The 26,697-nt window shown below is 56.0% G+C and carries 24 protein-coding genes and 1 tRNA gene; 9 read left to right on the forward strand and 16 right to left on the reverse strand.

What is annotated here, in order from left to right; genetic code table 11:
• Positions 1–7: 7 nt before the first annotated feature.
• The 13 genes from EYC98_RS02590 to bioB form a co-directional block, all read right to left on the reverse strand.
• On the reverse strand, positions 8–763 hold the full coding sequence (locus EYC98_RS02590; protein ID WP_279243746.1) for a hypothetical protein: 756 nt from the start codon (positions 761–763) through the stop codon (positions 8–10).
• Between the two features lies 1 nt (position 764).
• Positions 765–1,178 (reverse strand): hypothetical protein, encoded by a 414-nt coding sequence (locus EYC98_RS02595; protein WP_279243747.1) that lies wholly within the window; start codon positions 1,176–1,178, stop codon positions 765–767.
• 289 nt (positions 1,179–1,467) lie between these two features.
• Positions 1,468–1,701 (reverse strand): helix-turn-helix transcriptional regulator, encoded by a 234-nt coding sequence (locus EYC98_RS02600; protein WP_279243748.1) that lies wholly within the window; start codon positions 1,699–1,701, stop codon positions 1,468–1,470.
• Between the two features lie 126 nt (positions 1,702–1,827).
• Entirely contained in the window at positions 1,828–2,706 is an 879-nt protein-coding gene (locus EYC98_RS02605) for a DUF6387 family protein (RefSeq protein ID WP_279243749.1), read from the reverse strand.
• Between the two features lie 104 nt (positions 2,707–2,810).
• Positions 2,811–3,041, reverse strand: a complete 231-nt coding sequence (locus EYC98_RS02610; protein WP_279243750.1) for a hypothetical protein — start codon at positions 3,039–3,041, stop codon at positions 2,811–2,813.
• The gene (locus EYC98_RS02615; protein ID WP_279243751.1) at positions 3,038–4,279 is read right to left on the reverse strand and encodes a tyrosine-type recombinase/integrase; all 1,242 of its coding nucleotides are present in this window, start codon (positions 4,277–4,279) and stop codon (positions 3,038–3,040) included. The genes EYC98_RS02610 and EYC98_RS02615 overlap by 4 nt, the downstream gene beginning before the upstream one ends.
• Before the next feature lie 197 nt (positions 4,280–4,476).
• Positions 4,477–4,553: transfer RNA gene (locus tag EYC98_RS02620), tRNA-Pro, on the reverse strand.
• A 38-nt stretch (positions 4,554–4,591) separates the two neighbouring features.
• Positions 4,592–4,774, reverse strand: a complete 183-nt coding sequence (locus EYC98_RS02625) for a DUF3094 family protein (RefSeq protein WP_279243752.1) — start codon at positions 4,772–4,774, stop codon at positions 4,592–4,594.
• 162 nt (positions 4,775–4,936) lie between these two features.
• Positions 4,937–6,730, reverse strand: a complete 1,794-nt coding sequence (locus EYC98_RS02630; RefSeq protein WP_279243753.1) for an acyl-CoA dehydrogenase C-terminal domain-containing protein — start codon at positions 6,728–6,730, stop codon at positions 4,937–4,939.
• 233 nt (positions 6,731–6,963) lie between these two features.
• Positions 6,964–7,635 carry a dethiobiotin synthase gene (gene bioD, locus EYC98_RS02635; protein ID WP_279243754.1) on the reverse strand — a complete coding sequence of 224 codons (672 nt, stop codon included), beginning with the start codon at positions 7,633–7,635 and terminating at the stop codon, positions 6,964–6,966.
• Positions 7,628–9,217 carry a malonyl-ACP O-methyltransferase BioC gene (gene bioC, locus EYC98_RS02640; RefSeq protein ID WP_279243755.1) on the reverse strand — a complete coding sequence of 530 codons (1,590 nt, stop codon included), beginning with the start codon at positions 9,215–9,217 and terminating at the stop codon, positions 7,628–7,630. Before bioC ends, bioD begins: the two co-directional genes overlap by 8 nt.
• Entirely contained in the window at positions 9,210–10,373 is a 1,164-nt protein-coding gene (bioF, locus tag EYC98_RS02645; RefSeq protein WP_279243756.1) for an 8-amino-7-oxononanoate synthase, read from the reverse strand. Before bioF ends, bioC begins: the two co-directional genes overlap by 8 nt.
• Positions 10,373–11,368: a biotin synthase BioB gene (bioB, locus tag EYC98_RS02650; RefSeq protein ID WP_279243757.1), complete on the reverse strand. Its 996-nt coding sequence runs from the start codon at positions 11,366–11,368 to the stop codon at positions 10,373–10,375. The genes bioF and bioB overlap by 1 nt, the downstream gene beginning before the upstream one ends.
• A gap of 77 nt (positions 11,369–11,445) precedes the next feature.
• On the opposite strand from bioB, the gene EYC98_RS02655 reads away from it, so the two are divergent.
• The 5 genes from EYC98_RS02655 to EYC98_RS02675 all read left to right on the forward strand — a co-directional run bounded on the left by EYC98_RS02655 (position 11,446) and on the right by EYC98_RS02675 (position 15,757).
• Positions 11,446–12,204 (forward strand): ComF family protein, encoded by a 759-nt coding sequence (locus tag EYC98_RS02655; RefSeq protein ID WP_279243758.1) that lies wholly within the window; start codon positions 11,446–11,448, stop codon positions 12,202–12,204.
• Positions 12,205–12,288: 84 nt separating this feature from the next.
• Positions 12,289–13,026 carry a molybdate ABC transporter substrate-binding protein gene (gene modA, locus EYC98_RS02660; protein WP_279243759.1) on the forward strand — a complete coding sequence of 246 codons (738 nt, stop codon included), beginning with the start codon at positions 12,289–12,291 and terminating at the stop codon, positions 13,024–13,026.
• On the forward strand, positions 13,019–13,690 hold the full coding sequence (gene modB, locus EYC98_RS02665; RefSeq protein WP_279243760.1) for a molybdate ABC transporter permease subunit: 672 nt from the start codon (positions 13,019–13,021) through the stop codon (positions 13,688–13,690). The genes modA and modB overlap by 8 nt, the downstream gene beginning before the upstream one ends.
• Positions 13,687–14,772, forward strand: a complete 1,086-nt coding sequence (gene modC / locus EYC98_RS02670; RefSeq protein WP_279243761.1) for a molybdenum ABC transporter ATP-binding protein — start codon at positions 13,687–13,689, stop codon at positions 14,770–14,772. Before modB ends, modC begins: the two co-directional genes overlap by 4 nt.
• Entirely contained in the window at positions 14,759–15,757 is a 999-nt protein-coding gene (locus tag EYC98_RS02675) for a serine/threonine protein kinase (protein WP_279243762.1), read from the forward strand. Before modC ends, EYC98_RS02675 begins: the two co-directional genes overlap by 14 nt.
• A 32-nt stretch (positions 15,758–15,789) precedes the next feature.
• Here the strand turns inward: EYC98_RS02675 and EYC98_RS02680 are convergent, their stop codons facing one another.
• The gene (locus EYC98_RS02680) at positions 15,790–16,512 is read right to left on the reverse strand and encodes an acyltransferase (protein ID WP_279243763.1); all 723 of its coding nucleotides are present in this window, start codon (positions 16,510–16,512) and stop codon (positions 15,790–15,792) included.
• Between the two features lie 104 nt (positions 16,513–16,616).
• Between EYC98_RS02680 and trmB the strand changes: the two genes are divergently transcribed.
• Positions 16,617–17,297: a tRNA (guanine(46)-N(7))-methyltransferase TrmB gene (gene trmB, locus EYC98_RS02685; protein ID WP_279243764.1), complete on the forward strand. Its 681-nt coding sequence runs from the start codon at positions 16,617–16,619 to the stop codon at positions 17,295–17,297.
• A gap of 1 nt (position 17,298) precedes the next feature.
• On the forward strand, positions 17,299–18,090 hold the full coding sequence (gene cysE, locus EYC98_RS02690) for a serine O-acetyltransferase (RefSeq protein WP_279243765.1): 792 nt from the start codon (positions 17,299–17,301) through the stop codon (positions 18,088–18,090).
• Here the strand turns inward: cysE and hemE are convergent.
• A complete protein-coding gene (gene hemE, locus EYC98_RS02695) occupies positions 18,087–19,151 on the reverse strand; it encodes a uroporphyrinogen decarboxylase (protein ID WP_279243766.1) in 1,065 nt (354 codons plus the stop codon). The genes cysE and hemE overlap by 4 nt on opposite strands.
• Before the next feature lie 280 nt (positions 19,152–19,431).
• Here hemE and gltB point away from each other — a divergent pair, with 280 nt between their 5' ends.
• Together gltB and EYC98_RS02705 are read left to right on the forward strand one after the other, a co-directional pair.
• The gene (gltB, locus tag EYC98_RS02700) at positions 19,432–24,009 is read left to right on the forward strand and encodes a glutamate synthase large subunit (RefSeq protein ID WP_279243767.1); all 4,578 of its coding nucleotides are present in this window, start codon (positions 19,432–19,434) and stop codon (positions 24,007–24,009) included.
• 69 nt (positions 24,010–24,078) lie between these two features.
• Positions 24,079–25,536 carry a glutamate synthase subunit beta gene (locus EYC98_RS02705; protein WP_279243768.1) on the forward strand — a complete coding sequence of 486 codons (1,458 nt, stop codon included), beginning with the start codon at positions 24,079–24,081 and terminating at the stop codon, positions 25,534–25,536.
• 41 nt (positions 25,537–25,577) lie between these two features.
• Here the strand turns inward: EYC98_RS02705 and aroB are convergent, their stop codons facing one another.
• A complete protein-coding gene (gene aroB / locus EYC98_RS02710; protein ID WP_279244873.1) occupies positions 25,578–26,660 on the reverse strand; it encodes a 3-dehydroquinate synthase in 1,083 nt (360 codons plus the stop codon).
• Positions 26,661–26,697: the final 37 nt, after the last annotated feature.

The raw sequence follows: 26,697 nt of genomic DNA on the forward strand, positions 1-26,697 counted from the left end.
ATTTCCTTTATGGGCATTTCCGCACCTCATCGCGCACAATAATTAGTTCCCGCTCGGGATAGATTTTATCCAGCTCCAGTGCCGTGCTATCCAGCTTTGCAATGCCAAACACTGCAACCACCACAACATCGCCAAAGTATTTCCATGTCGCCACGGCATCGGCCCAGCCTTCAGTGATGTATATTGGGATCGCCGTGTTGCGCGTGTTGCCAAGCTGCAAGACGCCTTTGCGTCCGAATGTTTGCTTTGCGCCCTCGACGTTAATGACTTCGACCCCCGTCAGCTCATCACTCCAGGTGCGAAGTGGCAAAACAATACAGTCTGAACCCTTGCCGATTACGCGCCCGCTAGCCCGTGTCCTGCCCGCTCCAGCCGCCCATGTTATTTGCTTACGCTTGGCATAGTCGTGCGCCGCCACAGTGCTATCGGCCCTGTCAGCGCCTTTCCATAGCTCGCAGGCATAGCGGAACGTGCTGCTCTCAGCTTTTGGCTTTGGTTTCGGCTTTTGTCTGGTCACTGGTGCGCGGTTGTCGCCGTATAAGTAGCGCATGGCTTCGGCCAATGTGCCGCCTTTTGCAAACATCACCAGATCAGCAGGGCCACCGCCCATAGACTGTTCATGATCGAACCAGCAAGCATCATCAAGGTTTACAGAAAGACTTCCGCGATTGCCAAAGCGAAGCTCCGACTTGCTCGACAGTTTGGCATTAGGTTCGCCCAGCAGTGCTTGGGCGATTGCTTCAATGCTAATATCCATTGGCATGCTAAAAGGGAACACCGTCACAAGGATCAGTGAAGCCGTCTGAAACTTCTGAGTTTAGGCCGTAGTGCTGCCACAGCTCGTGCCTCCTTTCCTCTGACGGCTTTTTAGCTATGCACGCCTCCATGTGCCGAGCTTTTCTTTCCCACTCGATTACCGGAAGTGCATGCCACCGCTCCACTGCGCTTTCGTAAGAGTAGAATCGCATGTGCAGCTCGCCCTCCTCGATACACTCAACGTGCCAGTAGCGAACTCCCTGCTCGTTAAATAAGTGCTCCAGAGACATGCCTTGCGCTAGGTCTATCTCTTTGCCGATAGCAGGGTTCTCCGATTCGGACACTCCTATCAGCCTGTAGAACGTGCCTGTCTGGCGCTCGATCAGGTATGGCTCGCTCATCAGTTCATTTGGATTTTTCATTTCTACTATCTCCATTGGTTTATTTGGAGATAAAGCTATCTGGCGTTAAAATACGGTTTCCGCACCGCTGCCCTCAGCCCTATCTCACGGGGTTGGGGGTTCTTTTATTCTGCTAGAATTTTCTTCGCAGTGGATCGCGGACGGTACTTCCGATTATTGATTCTGACAGGGGGCGCTATGGTTCCACGACTTTCCCAGCGCCACTCAGTGCTGGTTCGAGATGCAGGGTCGCCCCATAGCTTGACCATTGTTTCTGCAAAGTAATGAGGGTCGATTCGGTCGCGGGTTTTCATACTGCACCCACAACTTTCTGAGAATCCGGTCGGGAATCAGCGATTCGCTGGGCCAGCCACTCGTTTATCTCGCTCTCCAGCCAACCAGAGGCTCTGGGGCCTAATTTTATGGGTTTAGGAAATTTGCCCTGAGCCGCCAGCGCGTGCGCATGGCTTCTGCTGATAGGTACGATTTTGGCCACTTCTGGCCAGCGCAATACAGCGTTGTCGATAGTTGGTTGTAGTGCCATGTCGAGTGTCCTCCTCGGACGTTGTTATAGACATGGCTACTAATTATTCACATATTTTTTGAGTAAACGAGGGAGAGATTTCCCTCCAAAAACTTCCGGAATTTTTCTTACGTAGAATTTTTCCGGTTACCGTCCTTTATTAGAATTTTGATTCCTCAGAGCATAGATAAAGGAATCGCTGGTAAGCATATCCGCCAGCGGTCGTATAGTTTTTCGAATCACTTCACTGGGAGAAATATCAATGTCGTCTGGAAAAAGAACGGTGCCAAGTTGATGCTGAGTAATCGGTATTGCGGCAAATTCACACCACAGCGTTAGATCCAAGTAAGGCAAAACTCGTCGCCGATGCCACCTCTGTCTTTCAGATTTGCCAAATTTCTTACTTGGCACAGTCGCAAGCTGCAATCGTTTTTTTTGTGCTCTTATATATTTTGTAAAATCCTCAAGAAGCCTGTCTTCTGAAGCTCCTATGTCAACAATCGCATGCAGGTGATAGAACTCGTGCCATTCATCACCATACCAATCAATTTTCGAGAGCACCTCGTCAGCATCCCTACGCGAAAGTTTCCAGTATTCTCGTGCCTCTAGAAATGAAGCTGGATGATCATCATATGTCTTTAGAAAATTTTTGAATTGGGCCACATTCTTGTCGCTTTGCATGTCACCCCACAACGACCCCAATGCCCCGACCGACAGCGGGTCAACGGTACTTTTTATATCCCAGGGGTGAAAAATCGTCTCCTCTGGTAGCGACGCTTCTGCATTGAAAGGTGCGCCATTACCAAGTTCATCCAATTCTTCTAGAATTTCTTTGAATCTACGTTCTAGCGCACTAGTCCAATCCAGACCACTCCTGCCTTCTTTTCGCCCTTGCAGGTACCAAATAAGAGAACTCCTTTGCTCCAAAAGGTACGCCCACTGCCAACATTCAAGGTCGCTGGCAAAATCATATTTTTCGAGAGAAAACCAATCAGGCAATTCCAATTGGTGCTTAGAACCGTGCATTGAACACTCCCTAAAGTGCAGTCCTTAAACTAGATACAGCGCCAGACCGTTAAGGGAACGGCTTTTCGCGGGCCATGCTAGGCGCTGCAATTCGAGTGTATCAGCTAGTGAAGCAGCGTCACTTGTTCCAACGCATCTACCTCGTTATTCAGTAAATCTGCCGCCGCTCCTAATCGAGACAAAATACTCTCGGGAATGATCTGTCTCTCTAGTTGAAAAGCAGCAAGTTCCATAATTGCCTCGATCATACTTTGTCTATCAGCGATGGCTGCCTCCATCTCGGTCATAGAGGTATTTTGGGAAATTTCTAGTGGGCTGTCTTTGATCTTTCTCATAGCTCACCCTCCGAATTCTTGAACTGTGCTGTAACCACATTGCTACCGCTTGCTTCGCTCTTGAGTAAATCCAAGTAATCAGCCCACCCTTGCATCATTACCCTGCGCTCTTTTAGGTGACTGGTACGGTTGTACGCCCTGCCGTTCGCATCCCTCACCGCATGAGCAAGTTGATGTTCAATATAGTCCACTCGGTAGTGCAGCACCTCATCAAGGATCGTTCGTGCCATCGCCCTGAAGCCATGCGGGGTCATAGTCTCGTTGTCATAACCCATGGTTCGCAGTGCTACCCGTACCCCGTTGTCACTCAGAGGACGGCTGGCACCTCTGGCCGAAGGAAACACATACTTGCCCCGCCCCGTCAGTCTGTGGAGTTCTTTTAGTATGCCGATAGTCTGCGTTGCCAGAGGAACGATGTGTGGTTGCGCCATCTTCATCTTTATCGCTGGAATCTCCCACTGCTCATCCTCCCAGTTAATTTCTTCCCATTCCATGTTCCTTATTTCTCCTGGGCGCTGGAACAAAATGGGCGACAGTTGGAGAGCTGCTTTCACTACAGGCGTTCCCTGAAAGGCATCTATAGCAATCAGTAGTCTGCCTACATCCTTTGGCTCGGTGATAGACGCATAGTGTGTCTTGGTTCTGGATTTGAGTGCGCCTTTCAGGTCGGCGCTGGGGTCGCGTTCAGAAATACCAGCAGCAATAGCGAATCGGAATATCTGGCCTGCGGTCTGTTTAGCACGATGCGCCATATCCACAGCACCGCGCGATTCCACTTTCCTGAGCACCATCAGCAACTCAGGCGGCTCGATGTGGTTTATGGGTCGCTTCCCAAGCGCGGGATAAAGGTCATTCTTCAAAAGACGCTTCGTTCTATCCGTGTAGCTTTCGGACTTTCCTTCCATCTTTGTCCTAAACCAATCCTCGGCCACAGACTCAAATGTATTATCACCTTCGTGCTTGTCGGTTATCTTTTTCTGACGACGAGCGGTGCTTGGGTCTATCTCCCTGTCCAACAAGGCTCGGGCCTCGTCACACTTCTCTCTGGCTCTGGCCAGTGATATTTCTGGATAAACGCCCAGCGCGAGAACTTTCTCCTTGCCTGCATAGCGGTACTTGAGCCGCCAATACTTGGAGCCACTGGGATTAACTAAGAGATACATACCTCTGCCGTCAGCAAGCTTGTAGGGCTTCTGTTTGGCTTTGGCCTCTTTAGCCTGAATAGCTTTGAGCTTCATTGAAACGCCCTCCGTATGGGCTTCAGGAGGCTATTTGGGGGTATCTGTGGCCGTGATGTGGCTGGTACCCCCTCAAATACCCCCGAGGATGGGGGTATGTTGGCATACAGCTTCAGACGTTACAATAATCAGCAGGCAATAAAAAACCCTGTATATCAGGGCTTTTAGGGGATTTCTGCCATTGCCGATAAGGTATTTGGTCGGTGTGAGAGGATTCGAACCTCTGACCCCTTCGTCCCGAACGAAGTGCGCTACCAGGCTGCGCCACACACCGTGAACTGCGCGGAAAGCTACTATACCAGAGGGTTTTAGCTAGTAAACCCCGGCCCATTCGGCCAACAAAAGGCTCATAAAGCTCAGGCCACTCACTACCACAATCAGGAACAACATTAGTCTGATAGGCCGAAATGGTTTGCGTTCCACCGAGTTGAGACCGCTGCTAACAAACGCGTCTACTTTGGCCTGATCTTCTGGGGATAGTCTGGGTTCTTCCATGCGCCTATTCTGCTACCAGCCGGCAGTGATGTCACCTTTCAAACGCAATAAAGGCACACGAAAACCGGACAGATGCCCTGTTAAAGGCTATCGCGGTACTCTGAACAGCTTCGGCGGGGTAAATCGGGCGGCGGCAGCAATACCACCGCCCAGACTAGCTGATCAGAATGAGAACAGCGCCTCGTCCATATCCATCAAGTTGGCAGAGCCAGCCAAAGCACCCTGCTTATGTGACAGAGTACGCGGCAACAAGCGTTCGAAGTAGAAGCGCGCGGTATGAACCTTGGCCTCGTAGAAATCCTTCTCGTCGCTACCTGCTGCCAGCTGCTGTTGCGCCAGCACTGCCATGCGTCCCCAGAAGTAGGCCAAGGTCACGTAACCTGAATACATCAGATAGTCGACCGCTGCCGCACCAGCTTCATCGGGATTGGCCATGGCTGCCTCACCAATCTTCATGGTCAGGTCTACCCAGTCTTTACAGTAGGCTTTCAGTGGGTCAACAAATTCTGCGGCAGCAGGGTCGGTACTGGCATCACAGAACTGTTCAATTTGCTCGGTGAAACCCAACAACAGCTTGCCACCGCTACCCAATACTTTGCGACCGATCAGGTCGAGAGCCTGAATGCCTGTAGTACCTTCATACAGCGTGGCAATGCGAGCGTCGCGCACGATCTGTTCCATGCCCCATTCTTTGATAAAGCCATGGCCACCAAACACCTGTACCCCATAGTTAGCAGATTCAAAACCGGTCTCGGTAATAAAAGCCTTGGCAATCGGCGTCAATAGATCCATAAGGTTCGATGCGGACTTGGCGCGTTCTTCATCACCGTGGGTCTCCACATCTACCAACTGCGCCAGGTAGTAAACAAAGGCGCGACTGCCTTCTGCCAGTGACTTCTGGGTCAGCAGCATACGGCGCACGTCCGGGTGCACAATAATCGGGTCGGCCGGACCATCGGGGTTCTTGGGGCCGCTGATGCTGCGCATGGCGAGACGTTCGCGGGCATAGGCCAGCGCGCCCTGATAGGCCAGCTCACCGTGAGCAACGCCCTGCACGGCGGTACCCAGACGGGCGGTATTCATGAAGGTAAACATACAATTGAGGCCGCGGTTGGGCGGACCAATCAGGTAGCCGGTAGCCTCATCAAAGTTCATTACGCAGGTGGCAGAGGCCTTGATACCCATTTTCTTCTCTATCGAAGCACATTGCAGGCTGTTGCGTTCACCGACATTGCCATCGGCATCGGGCAGAAATTTGGGCACGATGAACAGAGAAATGCCTTTAACGCCCGCCGGTGCATCTGGCAGGCGCGCAAGGACGATATGTACAATGTTTTCGGCCAAATCATGTTCGCCGGCGGAGATGAATATTTTGGTACCGGAGACCTTGTAGCTGCCATCCGCCTGCGGCTCTGCCTTGGTGCGCAGTAGGCCCAGGTCGCTGCCACAATGGGACTCGGTCAGACACATCGTCCCGCTCCACTGGCCACTGACCAGCTTGCCTAGATAATCCTGTTTCTGAGCGTCGCTGCCGTGCTCCATGACGGTACGCACGGCACCCATGCTTAAGCCGGGGTACATCGACCAGGACCAGTTTGCGGTGCCAATCAGCTCGCTATTAACGATGCCCAGAAGTCCAGGCATACCCTGACCTCCCCATTGCTCTGGCGCGCTCAGCGCTGGCCAACCATTATCCACGTATTGCTGGTAAGCGTCTTTGAATCCGGCGGGTGTCACCACGCCCTCCTCACTCCACTGACAGCCTTCTTCATCACCGCTCTCGTTGAGCGGTGCCAATACCTCTTCGCTGAACTTGGACGCCTCTGCAACAATGGCGTTAATCAAGTCGGCGCTAGTATCTTCGAACCCGGGCAGTGTCTTGTAAAACGCTTCCGCGTCTAGTAATTCGTTCAGCACAAAGCTTACGTCGCGCTGCGGCACTGTATAGTTAGGCATGATCTTCCTCTCACTGGTTTACTTGTGCCGGCGCGTTGCGGGTAGCAGACCCGCCATGCCAGGCAAAATGTTAACGGCGAACACATAGTGACTAGGGGGAAACGGCAAGTCAATGGTGAAATCTGGCCGAAATACGGGAGCGCGCTCAGACCGGAAATTCATATTTTCTGTATTTATTGGGATTTGAGGTATGCAAGCGCTAACTTACATACAGGGATTGTCTAAAACGTGACCTAGTTCAACCTGGATATGTCCAGGTTTTCGGCCACCTTATCGAGGTCTAGCGGGGTCAAATGCGGCACTTCACCGAGCAGTGGAGCCGGCAAAAGCTGTTGCAGCGTTGCCAAATTGTCGTCATAAGAATCCATACGGGGGCCCGCACAATTGGCCACCCAGCCAGCCAGCGGCAAGCCGTCGCGGCGCACAGCCTCGGCCGTTAGCAGCGCATGATTGATGCAACCCAGACGCATCGCGACTACCAATATCACTGGTGTCTGCAGTACCACAGCGAGGTCGGCCAGGGTCTCCCGCGGGTTCAGCGGTACGCGCCAGCCACCGGCACCTTCGACCACTACCCAATCGACCTGACTGGACATAACCCCACGACAAAATCCTGCCAGTCGTGCGGCTGACAATTGCCGACCGATCTGCTGCGCGGCAATGTGCGGCGCGATCGCGGGCTGCAATGCCACCGGGTTAATCTGCTCATAACTCAAAGGCTCGGTGATCACCGACTGCAGCATCAAAGCGTCTTCGTTGTGCCCTTGCTCGTCGCAGCCCGCCGCTACTGGCTTGACCGCCGCGGTGCGTAATCCACTGGCCTTGGCCGCCAATAACAGCCCAGCACTGACAACGGTCTTACCGACTTCGGTGTCGGTGCCGGTCACAAAATAAGTCTTAGCCATGCGCGGGGGTAACCTCCAAATAAATGACATCGTAGGTAGCCGGCAAACCGTTATCCCGGCGCTGATCTTCATAGGCCTGGTAAAACGCTTCCAGTCGCCGCCGGCCGGTTAGTCCAGCAGGCCGCGCCGCGTTGACATTGTGCGCACCCAGGCCCTTGAGTTCGCGCAGTAATTCACGCGCATGTTGATACACCATAACTCTGTCCTCCTGCTCGAGACTGAGTATCTGCAGCCCGGCATCTTGCAGCGCCTGCTTTAGATGTGGCACAGGTACAAACTGATTCACGTGAGCATGGCCGTCGACAACTGACCAGGCCTGGCGCAGCTCGCGCAAGGTCTGAGGGCCCAGCGTTGCCAGCAGGCCACGACCGCCAGGCGCCAGCACCCGCGCCAGCTCAGTGCACAGCAGCGGCAAATTTTCGCTCCACTGTATGGCGAGGTTGCTGAATATCAGCTGCAAAGAGCCGGATGCCAGCGGCATATCCTCGGCGTCACCGACCAACCAGGCGGCGCTGCCACTGGACTCCAGGGCCGCGTGACGGGCCATACCCTCGGCCAGATCCATACCTAAATAAGTAGCCTGTGGGCAGCGCTGTTGTAACGCCTGTCGGAAATACCCGGTGCCACAGCCTAGATCCAATACGGTCGCCACCCCCGTGCTGACCTGCGGCAAGTGCCGCTCCAGCAAGGCGTTACCAATATCTCGCTGCAGCCCGGCAACCCCGTCATAACTGGCAGCGGCGCTACCAAAAGAGCGGGCCACCGCTGTCTTGTCGCGTTGGGTTGGCACCACTGGCGGGGCCTTGCAACCCAATACCCCCAGCAAACGAATAATGTCGTCACCCGCGAAGAGCGGCAGCAGGTGATTACAATCCGCGGCCACTTCGACCGCTAACGGTTTAAGGCGCGCCTGCACTGCCGCTGCCGCTGCCATTGGCACCAGGCCATCGTCGGCAGCAAACAGGAACGCCAACGGTACCTCGGGTATCAATTGGGTGTGGTCTAGCGCCCGCAGCAACCGCAGGCCACTGAGCAACGTGGGCATATCGACATCTGCAGCAACGCCACCGCGCAGTTGGCGACAGTGCTGCACAGACGCCTGCTGCTGACTACTGCCAGAAGACTGCAGCAGATCAAACCGACCCAGAGCGCGCTGCCCGCGCTTTTCAACCTGAGCATAGAAGCTCTCAAAATCTGCAGCGGGCATAGCCCAGGGCCAATCTTCGCTTGCCACAAAACTCAGATTGGTGGCTGCGGCCAACACCCCAGCAACCCGCGACGGAGTCCGCCGGGCCAACGCCAGAGCCAGACTGCCACCCAGCGACCAACCCAGATAGTAGGCTCGGTGTGGCGAGCGTTTGAGTATGGCATCCAGCAAACCCGGTAATTCGTAGTCAGCGGCAGGCGAGCGGCCAGTACCCGGCAGATCAATGAGCGTGATATTGGCCAGCGACCGCAGCTGCGGCAACAGCGGTCGCCACATCGCGGCATCCATGCTCCAACCCGACAACAGCACCAATTCTTGCTCAGTGGGTTGATAACAGGCCAGACGCTCGCAATACAGCGGGGGTTTATCAAGCATGGCGTTGCAGGGCATCCAATAAGCGATCAACCTGATCTTCGTTGTGGGCGGCACTCAGGGTAATACGCAGACGCGCGGTGCCGGCGTGAACAGTAGGCGGTCGAATGGCGCTCACCAACACGCCATCGCTACGCAGTTTTTCACTCAACCGCAGCGCCGCGTCGGCGTCGCCAACCAAAAGCGGTTGAATCGGCGACTGCGAGTCCATCAGGGGTAAGCCCAATTGCTCAGCGCCGGCCCGAAACCGGGCAATCAGCTGCTGCAGATGCGGTCGCCGCCAGGCCTCTGTGGTGAGCAATTCCAGACTAACCAGAGTCGCCGCTACCAGCGCCGGGGGGATTGCCGTGGTGTAAATATAGCTGCGGGCAAACTGGATAAGGCCTTCAATCAAGTCCTCATCACCGGCCACAAAAGCACCCCCGGTACCCAGAGCCTTGCCCAACGTACCCATCAGCACGGGAACTTCGCGGGCGCTCAAACCTGCCTGCTCCAAACTGCCGGCTCCATTAGCGCCCAGCACCCCAAAGCCGTGGGCATCATCTACCACCAACAGCGCGCCCTGCTCGGCACAGACAGTTGCCAGCTCACCCAGCGGAGCGCTGTCACCGTCCATACTGAACACGCCATCAGTGGCAACAAGCTTGCCCTCGACATCAGCGCGCTGTTGCAGCAATTGCTTGAGGTGATCGGTGTCGTTGTGACGAAAGCGCTGCAGGCGAGCACCACTGAGCAGTCCACCGTCCAGTAAGGATGCGTGATTCAGGCGATCTTCAAAAACCGCATCGCCGCGCTTGAGCAGCGCCGCCATAATGCCGATATTGGCCATATAGCCACTACTGAAAAGCAGCGCTCGAGGACGCCCGGTAAACTCTGCCAGGGCTTCCTCTAGCTCCTGATGCGGGCCACTGTGGCCCACCACCAGATGCGAGGCACCACTGCCAACGCCGTAGCGTGCAGCGTTTTCCTGCAGGCTGGTGATGACCTGCGGATGATTGGCCAAACCCAGATAATCATTGCTGCAAAAACACAGGAGGCGCTCGGTGCCTATTTGCACTTCGGCGCCCTGAGGTGAGCTCAGAGTCAGGCGCTGACGATACAGTGACTGCTGGCGACGCTCCTGCAAACGCTGTTGCAGACGCAGCTGCAGAGCATTCATCAACCAGCAGCAGCGTCGTAGAAACGCGGGTCCTCATGCTTCATCGCGCGCTGCTCAGGGTTAATACCCAGGCGTCCGAACAGGTCCATATCTTTATTGGCACGAGGATTGGGCGTCGTCAGCAGCTTCTCACCGTAAAAGATGGAATTGGCACCGGCAAAGTAGGCCAGCGCGTGCATCTCTTCGCTCATTTCCTCACGTCCGGCGGACAGTCGCACATGCGATTCGGGCATCATGATGCGGGCGACAGCAATCGTGCGAATAAATTCGATAGGGTCCAGATCTTCTGTGTCGGCCAGCGGCGTACCTTGCACACGCACCAGCATATTGATGGGCACGCTTTCAGGATGCTTGGGCATATTGGCCAGCTGCTGCAGCAACCCGGCGCGGTCCCCAACCGTTTCACCCATACCCACGATACCCCCACTACAAACCTTCATACCGGACTCGCGCACATGATGCAGCGTATCCAGCCGATCCTTGTAGGTGCGGGTGGTAATGATGTCACCGTAGTACTCGGGTGAGGTGTCCAGATTGTGGTTGTAATAGTCCAAACCCGCTTCTGCCAGCTGCTGCGCCTGACTTTCGGTCAGCATGCCCAGCGTCATACAGCTTTCCAGACCCAGCTCCACCACACCCTTGACCATGGCTACCACTTGTTCCATGTCGCGGTCTTTGGGCGAGCGCCAGGCGGCACCCATGCAAAAACGAGTCGCGCCACTTTCTCGCGCGGCGCGTGCCTGTGTCAGCACTTTATCAACTTCCATCAGCTGCTCAACACTGAGGCCGGTTTCAAAGCGGGTGCTCTGCGGGCAGTAGGCACAATCCTCGGGACAGGCGCCCGTCTTGATAGACAGCAGCGTACTCACCTGCACTTCATTGGGGTCAAAATACTGGCGATGTAAGGTCTGCGCCTGAAACAGCAGATCATTAAACGGCAAGGCAAACAGCGCTTCTACTTCCGCGCGCTGCCAATCGTTACGAATCACAGACATGACAAACCTGAACTATAGTAAGGAGGAGCCTCACAGTTTAGCGTGAGCCTAATAGCTGTCAACCCACAAGGATGTGTATGGTTAACAAGTTATGGCGTGCCTGTCTGCGTCACATAGCCCCCTGCGAGTGCCAATTTTGCGGTCAACCCAGTCAGCGTGATGTTGCCCTGTGTAGTAACTGCCAAAGCGACCTGCCTGCCAATCGCGGCGGCTGCCCGATATGCGCAGAGCCACTGGCGCTCTCTGCGCACAACCCGCATCCACAAAGCAGCCTGCAAGCGCAGCCCTGCGGTCGCTGTCAGCAGTCCACACCCCCCTACCAACAGGCGTTGGCACCCTGGCTGTATCGCTATCCGGTGGACGATCTCATCAAACAATTGAAGTATCAGCGTCGGTTAGACCACTTACCGACGCTGGCAGCGCTGCTGCAAAAAGACATCACAGCCAGCCTTGAGCAACATGGCCGACCCGACAGGCTGCTCCCGGTGCCTCTGCACTGGCGTCGCCTGTGGCGACGCGGCTTTAATCAGGCCGAACTGCTGGCGCTGCAATTGACCAAGGACCCGGAGCTCAGGCCCTGGCAGCTCCGAATCGATGCACAGCTGTGTCGCCGCCCCCAACCCACCCCCGCGCTGGAAGGACTGGACCGCGCTGAGCGGGCCCGTTGCATGCGCGCGGCGTTCACTACCCGGGCCCGTATTGACGGCGAGTATGTGGTAATTGTTGATGATGTCATGACGTCAGGCGCCACGGCGACGGCACTCAGTCGGGTGCTACTGGCCCAGGGTGCCCGTCGCGTGGACGTCTGGTGCTGCGCACGCACCGCGGTGCAGTGACAGATGAATAAGCCCTGTCGCCGACATTGTGCAAGAGGTCAGCGATGCCCCATACTTGGCGCCTGATTCATCGCCGAGCACACCATGAAAGTGACACTTTGGTTGCTGCTGGCCATGCTCTGGGCCCAGCCCGGCGCGGCCGCCGACCTGCACATTGCCAGTGCTGCCAATTTTCGGTCGACCCTGGAGCAACTGCTGCAGGATTTTCCGGCCTCCAACCAGGAGATTGCAGTCAGCTATGCCTCTACCGGGGCGCTGTACGCACAGATTCGTCACGGCGCGCCGTTCGATATCCTGCTGGCGGCAGATGTAGCCACCCCCGCACGCCTGGCCAGTGATGGCCTGGCCGAGGCGGCAAGCCGCCGTACCTACGCGCGCGGCCAACTGGCACTGGTTTATCAACCACATTTGGAGGCACTGGCTAAGCAAGGGCCATTGTCTATATTACGTCAGCCGCAACTGACTCTGGCGGTGGCCAATCCACACCTGGCGCCCTACGGCCGGGCCGCCGCCAGTGTGCTGGAAAAACTGCCATCAGCTACCCGCCCACAGGTAATTACCGGCACCAATATTCTGCAGGCCTATCAGCTCTGGTACAGCGGTGGCGCCGATGCGGCGCTCATCGCACGCTCTATGGCACCCGAAAACTACCTACCTATACCCGCGCAATGGCACGAGCCCATCGATCAGCAGGTCATCTTGCTCAATGGCGGCAACGAGAACGCGCTAGCGGCTCGTTTTCTGACGTATCTGGCCAGCGACCGCGCACAAGAGATTATTCTTGCTGACGGTTATCTGGACCCCGGTATTAGCGATGAATGAACTCGGCGTCATTTGGCTAACGATAAAACTGGCCACGGTGACCACGGCGTGGCTGTTAGTGCTGGGCACACCGCTGGCCTGGTGGCTAGCCAACGGGCACAGTCGCTGGCGCACTGCAGTCGAGGCGGTGGTAGCACTGCCGCTGATTCTGCCACCCACGGTGCTGGGCTTTTATCTGCTAATCGCCTTTGCCCCCGACTCGTCGCTGGGCCAGCTGTGGCAGCAACTCACTGGATCACGGCTGGCGTTTAGTTTTAGCGCGTTAGTCATAGGCTCTGTCCTCTATTCCATGCCCTTTGTAGTACAACCGCTGCAGGCCGCGTTTCGACAATTGGACCGCGGGCTACTGGAAGCCGCCGCGGTGCTGGGCGCACCTGCTCGCGATCGCTGGCTGACTATTATCCTGCCCAGCTGTCGTCACAGCTTTATCACGGCGGCCAGCCTCGGCTTCGCCCATACGGTGGGTGAATTCGGCGTCGTACTGATGATCGGCGGCAATATTCCCGGTGAAACCCAGGTCCTGTCAATCGCCCTGTTTGACCGGGTCGAGTCACTGCAGTTTGCGCAGGCTCACGCGCTGGCTGCTGGCCTCATGGCCTTCTCGTTCGTCATGTTATATCTGTTGTATCGACGCGGTGATGGCAACTGGCGTCTGCAGTCATGAGCGAATTGCATCTCAAGCTCCAGCTGCAGCGCAGCAATGGCTTCAACCTGGACCTGGACACGGTGATTCCGCCACGCACCTGCACCGCTGTATACGGGGCCAGTGGCAGCGGCAAGACTACCCTGTTGAACTGCGTCGCTGGGCTGCAGCATCCGGCCGCTGGCAGCACCATTCGTTTCGGCGCTAACACCTGGTTAGACCACAACACTGAGGTAGCCACTCACCAGCGCCAGGTCGGCTACGTTTTTCAGGATGCGAGGCTGTTCCCCTGGCTCAGCGTCAGCGACAATCTCGACTATGCTCTGCGCCGCCGTCATCGTAGCGACGGCCCCAGCCGCGAGCAGGTATGTGACTGGTTACAACTGCAGGAGCTGTTGCCCCAGGAGCCGGCGCAGCTATCTCGCGGCCAGCAACAGCGGGTGGCGATTGCACGCGCACTGCTCAGCGCCCCACAGATACTGCTGCTGGATGAACCACTGGCCAATATCGATCAGGTCAATCGCCGGCAGATTTTGGGGCACCTGCAAACCGTCCAGCGTGAGACCGGTCTGCCGATGCTGTTCGTCAGCCATGATATTGAAGAGGTCACGCGGCTTGCAGACTGGCTAGTGGTGCTAGAAGGTGGGCGCATCAGGGCTCAGGGGCCCACTCTGGATCTATGCTCGCAGCTGGACCTGGCGCTGGCCCATGAAGAACAAGCAGCGGCCATATTGGAAGCAGAAGTCGGCGAACGCGATGCCGAGTTTGGGCTGACCCGACTCAGCTTCGCCGGACAGTCACTGTGGGTAACTGGAGTATCCGCTGCAACCGGGGCACGCATGCGGCTGCGCATCCCCGCCCGCGACGTTAGCCTCTGCCTGCAACCTCCGCAACAGACCAGTATTCTCAATGTACTGCAGGCCCGGGTGACCGCTATCGAAGACTCGCAGTCTGACCGGCTGTTGGTGCAGCTAGAAGCCGCAGGGCAATTACTGCTGGCGCGTCTGACGCGCAAATCAGTGGTCAACCTGAACCTGCAAACCGGACAATTGGTATACGCGCAGATCAAGAGTGTGGCATTGTTGTCGGATGAACCCCACTGATCCGCCGGCACCCAATGCCAGCCACCCTTATGAACGACTCACTCCTGACCTGGTTATAGATGCTGTAGAGAGCGCAGGCTATTTATGCGACGCCCGACTGCTGGCCTTGAACAGCTATGAAAATCGCGTCTATCAGGTGGGTATCGAAGACGATGTACCCATTATCGCGAAATTCTACCGGCCCAACCGCTGGAGTCAGGAACAGATTCTGGAGGAGCATAGTTTTGCTGCGGAGCTGGTCGATGCCGATATATCGCTGGTAGCACCCTTGGCAGAGGCAGATGGTCGCACTCTCCACCACTACCAGGGCTTCAGTTTCGCGCTATTCCGGCGTCAAGGCGGTCACCCGCCAGAACTGGATAACCCGGATAGCCTGCTAGTGCTGGGGCGCACGCTGGGACGTATTCATGCGGTCGGCAGAGCCAGTGAATTTCAACACCGCATCGATATCAGCGTGCAACGCATGGCGGTGGACAGTTATGAATACCTCAGCGAGCACTTTGTCCCGCGCGAACTAATACCCGCTTACACCAGTCTGTGTGAGGATCTGATCACCCGCATCAAGGAGACTTACCAGCCACAGACCCTGATCCGGGTGCACGGCGACTGCCACGTCGGCAACGTACTCTGGCGCGACGATACCGCCCATTTTGTTGACCTGGATGACTGCGTCACAGCCCCGGCGGTACAAGACCTGTGGATGTTTATCAGCGGCGATCGCCAGCAGCAAACGCTGCTGCTGTCAGAGCTGCTCGACGGTTATCAGGAGTTTTGCGACTTTGAACCGCGCCAGTTGGGACTTATAGAATCCCTACGTACTATGCGCATCATGCACTATGCCGCCTGGCTGGGACGACGCTGGGATGACCCGGCGTTTCCGCACAGTTTCACCTGGTTCAACGATGCTCGCTACTGGTCAGATCATATTCTGGAACTGCGCGAACAGATGTCTGCCTTTGACGAGCCACCGCTAACACTTTACTGAGCAATGGCAGCGACTACCTCAATGACAATGGCTCAATCGCGCTGATTGGGGAAAAGCATGGCTCGCAGCCAATTGAAAAACCCATTTTTTGATAACACCATGCGATCCACCGCATCGTAAAACTCAGCCTGTTTAACCGGCTCCGCAAAAAAGTCAGCGCGGGTGGTAAAGCCGCGTTCTGGGTCCAGCTCTTTGACGACCCGCGCGGGGTTGCCCGCGACCACCACATTGGCCGGAACGTCTTTGGTTACGATAGCATTGGCCGCAACCACGCTGTTCTCTCCAATGGTGACACCCTTTAGCACCACGCAGTGATCGCCCAGCCAAACGTTGTTGCCCACATGCACAGGCATTACCCGTTCGCTGCGCTCGGTGCGGTCATAAATTCCGTGCCAGTCACAATCGGTGATGTATACGCTGTTGGCCATCATCACGCTGTCGCCAATGGTGATTTCGTCCGAGGCACTGATCCGCGTACCCGGGCTCATCAGCACATAATCGCCCACAGTAATACTGCCCTGCCCGGGCTCGCGCCCCCATACTCCCAGCTTTACCGGCGTATTGGGCTCTCCAATCAGGGTCACGCATTTGCCGATACGGATATTGGGGCCGTCGATACTGACATGCCAGGGTTTCATAATGGTGTGATGCGGCCCCAACTCATCGCAAGCCGGGCGTAAAAAGTGCTCGGCATACCAGTATCGAAATTTCAGATAGGCTTTTTTGACCCAATAAGGTCGCTGGTCCTGCCGCATAGTCTTCCCGCCAAGTATTAGTGTGCCGCACCGACACCAAGGTGGTATTCGTGCGCGCAGCGACTATGATGGCAGCCTGACCCAGCAACTTCAAACCCGAAACCATGTACGCCAACTCCAGCGCCGTCCATAGCAATCAGACTTTCTGCCACCCGGATTTGGCGCGAACCGTGGCGCGGCATCTCGGTAACAGCAGTCAACGTCCGCTGGCGGCCCATACCCGCGCTGCCTTCGACGCTATCGCTGAACAGGTTAAGGCACACGCCGGGCCGATTATTCTCGATTCTTACTGCGGCACAGGTATGAGCAGCGTATTGCTGGCGCAACAAAACAGTAAGCATTTGATCATCGGCATTGACCAGTCCGAGCACAGACTCAGGCGCAACGACGGCGAGCTTCCGCCCAACTGCCTGCTGGTACGCGCTGATTGCGGTGACTTCTGGCGTATGGCACTAGCCGCGCAATGGAATATTGGTCAGCATTTCCTGCTCTACCCCAACCCATGGCCAAAAAAATCACAACTCAAACGCCGGCTGCATGGGCGCCCTGAATTTTCCACCCTGCTGGCGCTGGGAGGTCGTGTGGAGCTGCGCAGCAATTGGCAAATTTACGTAGAAGAGTTCGGTATGGCGCTAATGATGGCAGGCCAAGTGCCCTGGATCGACCAACCACCGCAGGCCGAACCGTTAACGCTGTTCGAACGCAAATACCGTGACAGCGGTCACCAGCTCTGGCGTTGTCAGTGCAGCTTGAGTCACAATGGCCAGATTACAGGAGAGCAATAACATGGCCACAACGCCCATCGACCCGGTCTGGCAGCGCATACATCGCGAAACCCAACAGGTTGCGCAGCAGGAGCCGCTGCTAGCTTCGTTCTTGCACGCGACCATACTCAATCACAACGACCTCGAGTCGGCCCTGAGCTTTCATCTGGCCAATAAACTCGACAGCCCTACCGTGTCGTCTATGTTACTGCGTGAAATTATCACTCAGGCGTTTGCCTCCTGCACCAATATTGGCAAGTCTATTCGCGACGATCTGCTCGCCATCGAAGAGCGCGACTCAGCCTGCAACCGCCTGGACACGCCTTTCTTGTATTACAAAGGCTTTCATGCGCTACAGATCCACAGGGTAGCTCACTGCCTGTGGGGTTCTGGTCGCGAAGCGCTGGCACTGTTTTTCCAAAATAAAATGTCGGAGGAGTTTGCGGTGGATATTCATCCGGCCGCCCAACTCGGTAGCGGCATTATGCTCGATCACGCCACCGGCCTGGTGATCGGAGCCACTGCCGTGGTTGGGAACAACGTTTCCATCCTGCAGTCGGTGACGCTAGGCGGCACCGGTAAAGAAGAAGGCGACCGCCATCCGAAAGTCGGCAATGGCGTATTGATCAGTGCTGGCGCCAAAATTCTGGGCAACATCCGCATCGGCGATGGTGCCAAAGTGGGTGCAGGCAGTGTAGTCCTCGAAGATGTTCCGCCCCACACCACCGTGGCTGGCGTGCCGGCTAAAGTGGTGGGTACACCCGCCAGCGACCAGCCGGCACTGGAAATGGATCACGCCTTCAGCTGCGACTAGCCGTGATACTGAGGCGAGAGCTCCTGCACAGCATCAACAAAGGCTGCAACATGGTCGGGATTAACCTCAGGTGTCACACCATGGCCAAGGTTGAAGATATGACCAGGTCCACCACCATAGGACTGCAGGATATTACCAACCTCCTGTCGAATCGCCGCCGGTGAGGCGTACAGCATAGTGGGGTCCATATTGCCCTGCAGCGCAACCTGGTCACCCACCCGCGCACGCGCCGCGCCAATATCCGTCGTCCAATCCAACCCCAACGCATCCGCACCGGTTGCAGCCATAGGCTCCAGCCACTGGCCACCATTTTTAGTAAACAGGATCACTGGCACCTGCCGCCCCTCCGCCTCTCGTGGCAGCTGCTCTACTATCTTGCGCATGTAGGACAGCGAAAACTCCTCATAGCCCTGGTGGCTAAGAGCGCCGCCCCAGGTATCAAATATCTGCACGGCCTGAGCTCCCGCTGCAATCTGACAACTCAGGTAGTCAGCAACTGAGTCCGCCAACACATCCAGCAACTGGTGCATCACCTCTGGCTGGTCATAAGCCATGGTCTTAACCTTGCGAAAATCCTTGCTGGAACCGCCTTCAACCATATAAGTGGCCAGGGTCCAGGGGCTGCCAGAGAAACCGATCAAGGGTACAGATCCGTTCAATTCTCGACGAATTGTGCTCACAGCATCCATTACATACCCCAGATCCGCCGCCGAATTAACCACCGACAGCGCCCGCACATCAGCTTCATTGCTAACCACCTTGCGGAATTTCGGGCCTTCACCCTCTTCGAAGTAAAGCCCCTGACCCATAGCGTCGGGAATAGTCAGGATATCGGAAAATAATATGGCAGCATCCATCGGGTAACGCCGCAACGGCTGCAGAGTTACCTCACAGGCCAATTCAGGATTAGTACACAGGTCCATAAATGAACCCGCCTGTGCCCGAGCGGCACGGTATTCAGGCAAATAACGTCCTGCCTGGCGCATCATCCAGACTGGGGTTCGATCTACCGGCTGCCGCATTAAAGCGCGCAGAAAGCGGTCATTTTTCAATTCACTCATAGTATTGGGCCAGACAAGTCGAAGATGGTAGCTGCGGTTCGGCGAGGATTGTACGTGGTTCTTGACATCCCAGCCAACAGCGGTTTTTCCAGTGTGAGGATTTGTGGCAAATTGCCCTTGATTTGTATAGAATTGCCAACCTTTTTTCCGACGTGTAAACAGAGTGCTTTGAATACAGTGATTAGCCAGTAAATCTCCAACACCGCGTTCGCGCTTCTCGCGCGCTCAGAACCAACAACGTAAAGCACTGATAGAAGCCGCTTGCATGGAGCAGCCATAGATGAATGTGAAAGAAAACAAGCCCGCCCTGTCCCGCCCTGGTGCGGTAGGCCTCTACGACCCAGCTAATGAAAAAGACAGCTGCGGCGTCGGCTTTGTAGCAGATATGAAAGGCCGTCCCAGTCACCAGATTGTGATGGAGGCTGATCACGCCCTCCGCCGGATGAACCACCGCGGTGGCTGTGGTTGCGAGGCGAATACCGGTGATGGCTGCGGCATACTGACCGCTATTCCACATAAATTCCTGCAAAAGTCAGCAAAGGCGGCCTTTAACGTCGATCTCCCTGAAAAAGGGCTCTATGCGGTTGGTAATATTTTCCTTCCTCAGGACGCCACTGAGCGCGCTCACTGTAAAGCTACGGTAGAGCAGTTTATTAGCATGCAGGGGCAGACTTTAATCGGCTGGCGCAGTATGGACGTACAGCCAAAGCTGGCAGATGTTGGCCCCACCGCGCTCGCGTCAATGCCCGTCATTGAGCAGCTCTACGTTGGCGCCGCCGAAGGAACATCTGGCGATGACTTCGAGCGCCAGCTTTACATTATTCGCAAAATCAGCACCCGCACCTTGCGCACCGAGCACGAGCTGAATGAAGCGCAGGCCTTCTATATATGCACACTGTCTTCCAAGGTCATTGTTTACAAAGGCATGCTGACCCCGGACCAACTGGTGCCGTTTTACCCCGATCTCGCTGACGAAGACTATGAAGCCCACCTGGCCATGGTGCACAGCCGTTTCAGCACCAATACTTTTCCCTCCTGGGACCGGGCACAACCGAATCGCTTTATGAGTCACAACGGCGAGATCAATACCCGTCAGGGCAACATTAATGCCATGCGCTCACGTCAAGGCGTGGTGAAAAGTGAACTGTTTGGCACCGAAATCAACAAACTGTTTCCGGTCGTTGAACCAGACTGTTCGGACTCGGGTAGTTTCGACAACGTCCTCGAATTCATGCTCATGAATGGCCGCACCCTCCAGGAAGCCATCATGTTAATGGTGCCTGAAGCCTGGCAGAACGATGAAGAGATGTCCGAGGAGAAGCGCAACTTCTACGAGTTCAACTCGACTATGATGGAGCCCTGGGATGGCCCCGCCTCCATTGCCTTTACCGACGGTCACTATATCGGCGCCGTGCTGGACCGCAACGGCCTGCGCCCCAGCCGCTACTACATTACCCACGATGACAAAGTCATTATGGCATCTGAGGTAGGCGTGGTTGAAATCGAACCCTCCAACGTCAAGTTCAAGGGGCGATTGCAGCCGGGCAAAATGTTCCTGCTCGACTTCGACGAAGGCCGACTGATTACCGATGAAGAACTCAAAGGTGGGTACTCCAGCTCGCAACCCTTCGGCGAGTGGCTGAACGACCAACGTATAGACCTCAGCCAACTGCACACTGAAGCAGAGCCCCACGGTTTTGAACCTGAGACGCTGCTGGAACGCATGATGACTTTTGGTTTCACTACCGAGACCATGCAATTCATGCTGCTGCCGCTGGTGCAGGAGCTGCGCGATCCAGTCAGCTCTATGGGTAATGACTCTGCGCTGGCCTGTCTGTCAGACAAGTCGCGCATGATCTACGATTACTTCAAACAGCTGTTTGCTCAGGTTACCAACCCGGCAATCGACTCCATCCGCGAAGAAGTTGTTATGTCGCTGGAGTGTTACATAGGACCCGAGGGCAACCTGCTGGAAGCCACTGCAGAGCATGCGCACCGCATGCGCATCCCACACCCGATTCTGACCAATGAGGAAATGGCAGCTATTCGCCACCTCGACCACCGCGGCTGGCGCTCGCGGGTGATTGATATCACCTACCCCAGACGTGAAGGCAATGCCGGCCTGGAAGCCTCACTGCTGCGCATCTGTGAAGAAGCCTCCCAGGCCATTGCCGACGGTTACAGCCTGATCGTATTGTCCGACCGTGAAATCAGCGCACAGCGGGTGCCGATCAGCACACTGCTGGCCGGTGGCGCCGTGCACCAGCACTTGGTTGCCGGCTCAGAACGCACCAAGATAGGTATTGTGGTTGAAACTGGCGAAGCTCGCGAGGTTCATCATCACTGCATGCTAATTGGCTTCGGCGTGGACGCGATCAACCCTTATTTGGCATTTGAGTCTTTGTGGCAGTCCCAGCGAGACGGTCTGCTGCCTGGCGAAAAATACGATTGTGACGAGAAAATTGTCGCCGCTTATCGCAAAGGTGTCGCCAAAGGCATGCTCAAGGTCATGGCAAAAATGGGTATCTCCACTTTGCAGTCCTACAAGGGCGCCCAGATATTTGAAGCGGTCGGAATCGCCAGCGATGTTATTGAGCGCTGCTTTAAAGGCACACCTAGTCGCGTGGAGGGTGTCAGCTTTGAGGTGTTGGGAGAAGAAGCATTGCGGCGGCATGAAGTCGCCTATCCGTCTGTGCCTGCCCAACGTATTCCGGTACTGGAGAACCCCGGCGACGTGCACTGGCGCGCTCGCGGTGAAAAGCACATGTGGAACCCTCAGACTATTTCTGCGGTTCAGGAAGCTTCACGTAACAACAGCCGCGAAGCCTATGATCGCTTTGTTCAGGCTTCAGACGACGACGCCACTCGCGGTGCCACGCTGCGTGGTTTGATGGGCTTTAGGGAAGGTGCTAACGGCGGTCCAATCGCCATCACCGAAGTAGAGCCTGCCTCCGAAATCGTTAAACGTTTCTGTACCGGCGCCATGAGCTTTGGGTCCATTTCGCCCGAAGCCCACGAAACTCTGGCGGTAGCAATGAACCGCATAGGCGGCAAATCCAACACCGGCGAAGGCGGCGAAGATGCCGCGCGCTTCATACCACTGGCGAACGGCGATTCTAAACGCAGCGCTATCAAGCAGGTGGCCTCTGGTCGTTTTGGCGTGACAGCGCATTATCTGGCCAATGCCGATGAAATCCAGATCAAGATTTCGCAGGGCGCCAAGCCTGGCGAGGGCGGCGAATTACCCGGCGGCAAAGTCGACGACTACATTGCCAAGCTGCGCCATTCAACGCCTGGCGTTGGCCTGATCAGCCCACCACCACATCACGATATCTATTCTATCGAGGATATGGCTCAGCTGATTCACGACCTCAAGAACGCCAATCGCAACGCCCGTATCAGCGTGAAGTTGGTATCAGAGATGGGAGTCGGCACTATTGCCTCTGGCGTGACCAAGGCCAAGGCTGATCATATTGTGATAGCTGGCCATGACGGTGGCACCGGAGCTTCGCCGCTGACTTCAATCAAGCACGCGGGGCTACCCTGGGAGCTTGGTATTTCTGAGACTCACCAGACTCTGGTTATGAACGACCTGCGTTCGCGGGTCGTACTACAAACAGATGGCCAGCTCAAAACCGGCAAAGACGTCGTTGTTGCTGCCTTGCTGGGCGCGGAAGAGTTTGGCTTTGCCACCCTGCCGCTGATCACTTTAGGCTGCATTATGATGCGCAAGTGTCACCTCAACACCTGCCCCGTAGGTATTGCTACGCAAGATCCAGACCTGCGCAAGAAGTTCAACGGTGCGCCAGAAAATGTGGTGAATTACTTCTTCCTGCTAGCCGAAGAAATTCGCGAGCACATGGCACGCCTGGGGTTCCGCACCATTAATGAAATGGTCGGTCGCAGCGATGTACTTGAGACCGCAGCGGCAGCAGAGCACTGGAAGTCCAGTGGCCTCGACTTGAGCTCGATTCTGCGTGTTGCAGAGAAGCCGCACGATCAAGTTGGCACCTACCAGAGCATGGAGCAAGACCACGCACTGGAGCTCGCACTGGACAATGAGATCATTCGTCAGGCTCAGCCAGCGATAGACAGCGGCGAGAAAGTGAGTATCGAGCTGCCTGTGATCAATATCAACCGAGTCGTAGGCACCATGCTATCGCACAAAGTTGCCGATAAGTGGGGCGCTGAAGGACTCCCCGATGACACCATCCACGTCAAGCTCAACGGCTCCGCTGGACAGAGCCTGGGCGCGTTTATGTCACGCGGAATCACTATCGAAGTTGAAGGCGACTGCAACGACTATGTCGGCAAAGGTCTGAGTGGGGGACGTATTGTTGCCTACCCGCCGCACGAGAGCAGCTTCAAAGCTGAGGAAAATATCCTCGTCGGTAATGTGTGCCTATATGGCGCTACCAGCGGAGATGCTTATCTGCGCGGTATTGCCGCCGAGCGTTTCTGCGTGCGTAATAGCGGAGCGCGGGCCGTGGTAGAGGGTATTGGTGATCACGGCTGTGAATACATGACCGGCGGTCGCGTGGTGGTACTGGGCTCGACTGGTCGAAATTTCGCTGCCGGCATGAGCGGTGGTATTGCCTATATCCTCGACCGGGACGGTGATTTCCGTGGCCGCTGCAACATGGGCATGGTTGAGCTGGAAAGTGTCAGCGAGGACGCTGATATTGCTGAACTAAAGACGCTGATAGAGAATCACCTGAATTACACGGGCTCCGACGTTGCCAGGCAGCTGCTGGACGACTGGGACAATAGCCTGAGTCAGTTTGTGAAAGTTATGCCGACTGACTACAAGCGGGTGTTGCGGGAACGGGCAGAAAAGCTGGATAAGCAGGTCGCCTGAATCGCGGGCAATAGAGCGTCCTCGCTGTTGCAGGGCGCGCTTAATGTTTTATAGAGAGATTGTTTAGATATGGGTAACCCAACAGCATTTAAAGAAATTGCCAGGGATGCGGCCAAGTACCGTAATGTCGAAGTACGTCTGCTGGACTATGCCGAGCTCTATACCGACGTTGATGAAGAGAAGCTGAACAGTCAGGCGGCGCGCTGCATGGACTGCGGCATTCCTTTCTGCCAGTCCAATGACGGTTGCCCGGTATCCAATCTCATTCCGGAGTGGAACGATCTGGTTTATAACGACCGCTGGGAAGAAGCCCTCGATCGCTTGCACCACACTAACAACTTTCCTGAGTTTACTGGCCGGGTATGCCCCGCCCCCTGTGAGGGGTCTTGTGTATTGGGCTCGGTAGAGACTCCCGTCACCATCAAGAACATCGAGTACGCTATTGCGGATCGGGGCTTTGCTGAAGGCTGGGTCGTGCCTAACCCACCGCAGACTCGCACCGGCAAAAAAGTCGCGGTAGTTGGTTCCGGTCCCTCTGGTCTGGCCGCTGCCGCTGAGCTCAACAAGTCCGGCCACACAGTGACTGTCTATGAGCGTGCCGATCGTGTCGGTGGTCTGCTGATGTACGGAATTCCCAACATGAAACTGGGTAAAGACGTGGTCGATCGCCGCGTCAACATTCTGCGTGAAGAGGGCATTACTTTTGTCACCAACGCCGATGTCGGTGGCACTGGCGACAACGCCATCCCCTTGGCGCAACTGCGCGAAGATAACGATGCATTGCTGCTGTGCACCGGCGCCACCAATGCCCGTGACCTACCCATCGAAAACCGCCAGCTTAAGGGTATTTACCCCGCCATGGAGTTTCTGCGCGCCAATACTCGCAGCCTGCTGGACTCCAATTTGGAGGATGACAATTACATCTCCGCGAAAGGTAAAAAAGTCATCGTCATCGGTGGTGGAGATACTGGCACAGACTGTATCGGTACTTCTATTCGCCACGGTGCCAGCAACGTCGTCAATTTCGAGCTGCTGCCGGAGCCTCCAGAAGGTCGCGCCGATGGCAATCCTTGGCCGCAGTGGCCAAAAATCATCCGTGTCGACTATGGTCATGAAGAGTCGTCACACAAATATGGCAAAGATCCTCGCGAGTACTGCTTGCTCAGCAAGGGCTTTATCGGCGATGACGACGGCAACCTGACCGGCATCAAAACGGTAGAAGTGGACTGGACCAATGTTGATGGCCGCTTCCAGATGGAAGAAGTCGAAGGCTCAGAGAAAGTCTGGGAGGCTGATCTGATCATGCTGTCCATGGGCTTCCTGGGACCTGAGCAATATGCCGCCGAAGCTGCAGGCATCGATGTCGACGAGCGCTCTAACTATAAGGCTGCTTATGGCGATTTCCGCACCAGTGTCGACGGCGTATTCGCTGCCGGCGATTGCCGGCGCGGGCAATCTCTGGTGGTTTGGGGCATCGACGAAGGCCGACGTGCGGCTGCCGAGGTTAGCAAGTACCTGCGAGACTGACTCACGGCGGGCACAAACCGCCGTGCACAGGTTTTGTCGTGTTAGCGCTGACTATGCGCTAACACTTTCGCGATGTCTGCCAGCGGCGTGTCTGCACGCACCACTGCCTGACCTATGGCATCCAGCAACACTAGCCGTAATGCTCCATCGATCACTTTTTTGTCGCGACCCATCAGTTCCATGAACTGCTCAACAGACATTGACTCTGGCGCTCTAACGGGAAGGCCGCAGCGCAACAGCAGTGCTTCCAGCGCCAAAACTTCGCTCTCCGGTACGCGACCCAGTTGTGAAGATAGCCGGGTGGCAATACTCAGACCCGCTGCCACCGCCTCACCGTGCAACCAGTTGCCATAACCCTGGTCAGTTTCTATAGCGTGGCCAAAGGTATGTCCAAAATTCAGAATTGCGCGCACCCCGCCTTCGCGCTCATCGGCAGCAACAACCTCGGCCTTGTTCACGCAACTACGCTCAATCGCCTCGGCCAGAGAGGCTTCCTCGCGCGCCAGCAGGGCCGGCATATGCTCGTGAAGCCACCGGTAGAAAGGCTCATCGCTTATAAGCCCGTACTTAATGACTTCCGCTAAGCCGGCCGCCAGTTCTCGTTCGGGTAAGGTATGCAAAGTGTCGGTATCGATCAGCACTGCCTGAGGCTGATAGAAAGCTCCTATCATGTTTTTGCCCAGAGTATGGTTGACCCCGGTCTTGCCACCCACGGAGGAATCGACCTGGGACAGCAACGTAGTAGGAATCTGCAGAAAATTGACACCACGCTGATAGGTCGCTGCAGCAAAGCCGACCATATCCCCCACCACGCCGCCCCCCAATGCTATCAGGGTCGTACTGCGGTTGTGTCCCTCCTCCAGAAGACGATCAAAGATGAGCTCCAAGGTCTGCAGGGTCTTGAATTGCTCCCCATCAGGCAGCACGATTTCAGTAATCAGGTCCAGCGGGGGCAAGGCGGCACGGACCGCCTCTGAGTAAAGCGGCGCCACCGTCTCGTTACTGATCAGGGCCACCTGACGCCCACTAATATGTGGGGCCAGCAGTGCACCATCCGCCAGCAGATCGCGGCCAATGTAGATCGGATAACTGCGTTCCCCCAGCTCTACGTGGAGGGTATGCATAACAACACTCATCGCTATTTCCTGTCGTGGGTGGGGG

The sequence above is a fragment of the Candidatus Litorirhabdus singularis genome, assembly GCF_026262625.1.
GTDB lineage: Bacteria > Pseudomonadota > Gammaproteobacteria > Pseudomonadales > Halieaceae > Litorirhabdus > Litorirhabdus singularis.

Bases quoted from the DNA above. Each gene is read 5' to 3' on its own strand.
- EYC98_RS02590 (WP_279243746.1), bottom strand. From the start codon at position 763: ATGCCAATGGATATTAGCATTGAAGCAATCGCCCAAGCACTGCTGGGC.
- EYC98_RS02595 (WP_279243747.1), bottom strand. From the start codon at position 1,178: ATGAAAAATCCAAATGAACTGATGAGCGAGCCATACCTGATCGAGCGC.
- EYC98_RS02600 (WP_279243748.1), bottom strand. From the start codon at position 1,701: ATGGCACTACAACCAACTATCGACAACGCTGTATTGCGCTGGCCAGAA.
- EYC98_RS02605 (WP_279243749.1), bottom strand. From the start codon at position 2,706: ATGCACGGTTCTAAGCACCAATTGGAATTGCCTGATTGGTTTTCTCTC.
- EYC98_RS02610 (WP_279243750.1), bottom strand. From the start codon at position 3,041: ATGAGAAAGATCAAAGACAGCCCACTAGAAATTTCCCAAAATACCTCT.
- EYC98_RS02615 (WP_279243751.1), bottom strand. From the start codon at position 4,279: ATGAAGCTCAAAGCTATTCAGGCTAAAGAGGCCAAAGCCAAACAGAAG.
- EYC98_RS02625 (WP_279243752.1), bottom strand. From the start codon at position 4,774: ATGGAAGAACCCAGACTATCCCCAGAAGATCAGGCCAAAGTAGACGCG.
- EYC98_RS02630 (WP_279243753.1), bottom strand. From the start codon at position 6,730: ATGCCTAACTATACAGTGCCGCAGCGCGACGTAAGCTTTGTGCTGAAC.
- bioD (WP_279243754.1), bottom strand. From the start codon at position 7,635: ATGGCTAAGACTTATTTTGTGACCGGCACCGACACCGAAGTCGGTAAG.
- bioC (WP_279243755.1), bottom strand. From the start codon at position 9,217: ATGCTTGATAAACCCCCGCTGTATTGCGAGCGTCTGGCCTGTTATCAA.
- bioF (WP_279243756.1), bottom strand. From the start codon at position 10,373: ATGAATGCTCTGCAGCTGCGTCTGCAACAGCGTTTGCAGGAGCGTCGC.
- bioB (WP_279243757.1), bottom strand. From the start codon at position 11,368: ATGTCTGTGATTCGTAACGATTGGCAGCGCGCGGAAGTAGAAGCGCTG.
- EYC98_RS02655 (WP_279243758.1), top strand. From the start codon at position 11,446: ATGGTTAACAAGTTATGGCGTGCCTGTCTGCGTCACATAGCCCCCTGC.
- modA (WP_279243759.1), top strand. From the start codon at position 12,289: ATGAAAGTGACACTTTGGTTGCTGCTGGCCATGCTCTGGGCCCAGCCC.
- modB (WP_279243760.1), top strand. From the start codon at position 13,019: ATGAATGAACTCGGCGTCATTTGGCTAACGATAAAACTGGCCACGGTG.
- modC (WP_279243761.1), top strand. From the start codon at position 13,687: ATGAGCGAATTGCATCTCAAGCTCCAGCTGCAGCGCAGCAATGGCTTC.
- EYC98_RS02675 (WP_279243762.1), top strand. From the start codon at position 14,759: ATGAACCCCACTGATCCGCCGGCACCCAATGCCAGCCACCCTTATGAA.
- EYC98_RS02680 (WP_279243763.1), bottom strand. From the start codon at position 16,512: ATGCGGCAGGACCAGCGACCTTATTGGGTCAAAAAAGCCTATCTGAAA.
- trmB (WP_279243764.1), top strand. From the start codon at position 16,617: ATGTACGCCAACTCCAGCGCCGTCCATAGCAATCAGACTTTCTGCCAC.
- cysE (WP_279243765.1), top strand. From the start codon at position 17,299: ATGGCCACAACGCCCATCGACCCGGTCTGGCAGCGCATACATCGCGAA.
- hemE (WP_279243766.1), bottom strand. From the start codon at position 19,151: ATGAGTGAATTGAAAAATGACCGCTTTCTGCGCGCTTTAATGCGGCAG.
- gltB (WP_279243767.1), top strand. From the start codon at position 19,432: ATGAATGTGAAAGAAAACAAGCCCGCCCTGTCCCGCCCTGGTGCGGTA.
- EYC98_RS02705 (WP_279243768.1), top strand. From the start codon at position 24,079: ATGGGTAACCCAACAGCATTTAAAGAAATTGCCAGGGATGCGGCCAAG.
- aroB (WP_279244873.1), bottom strand. From the start codon at position 26,660: ATGCATACCCTCCACGTAGAGCTGGGGGAACGCAGTTATCCGATCTAC.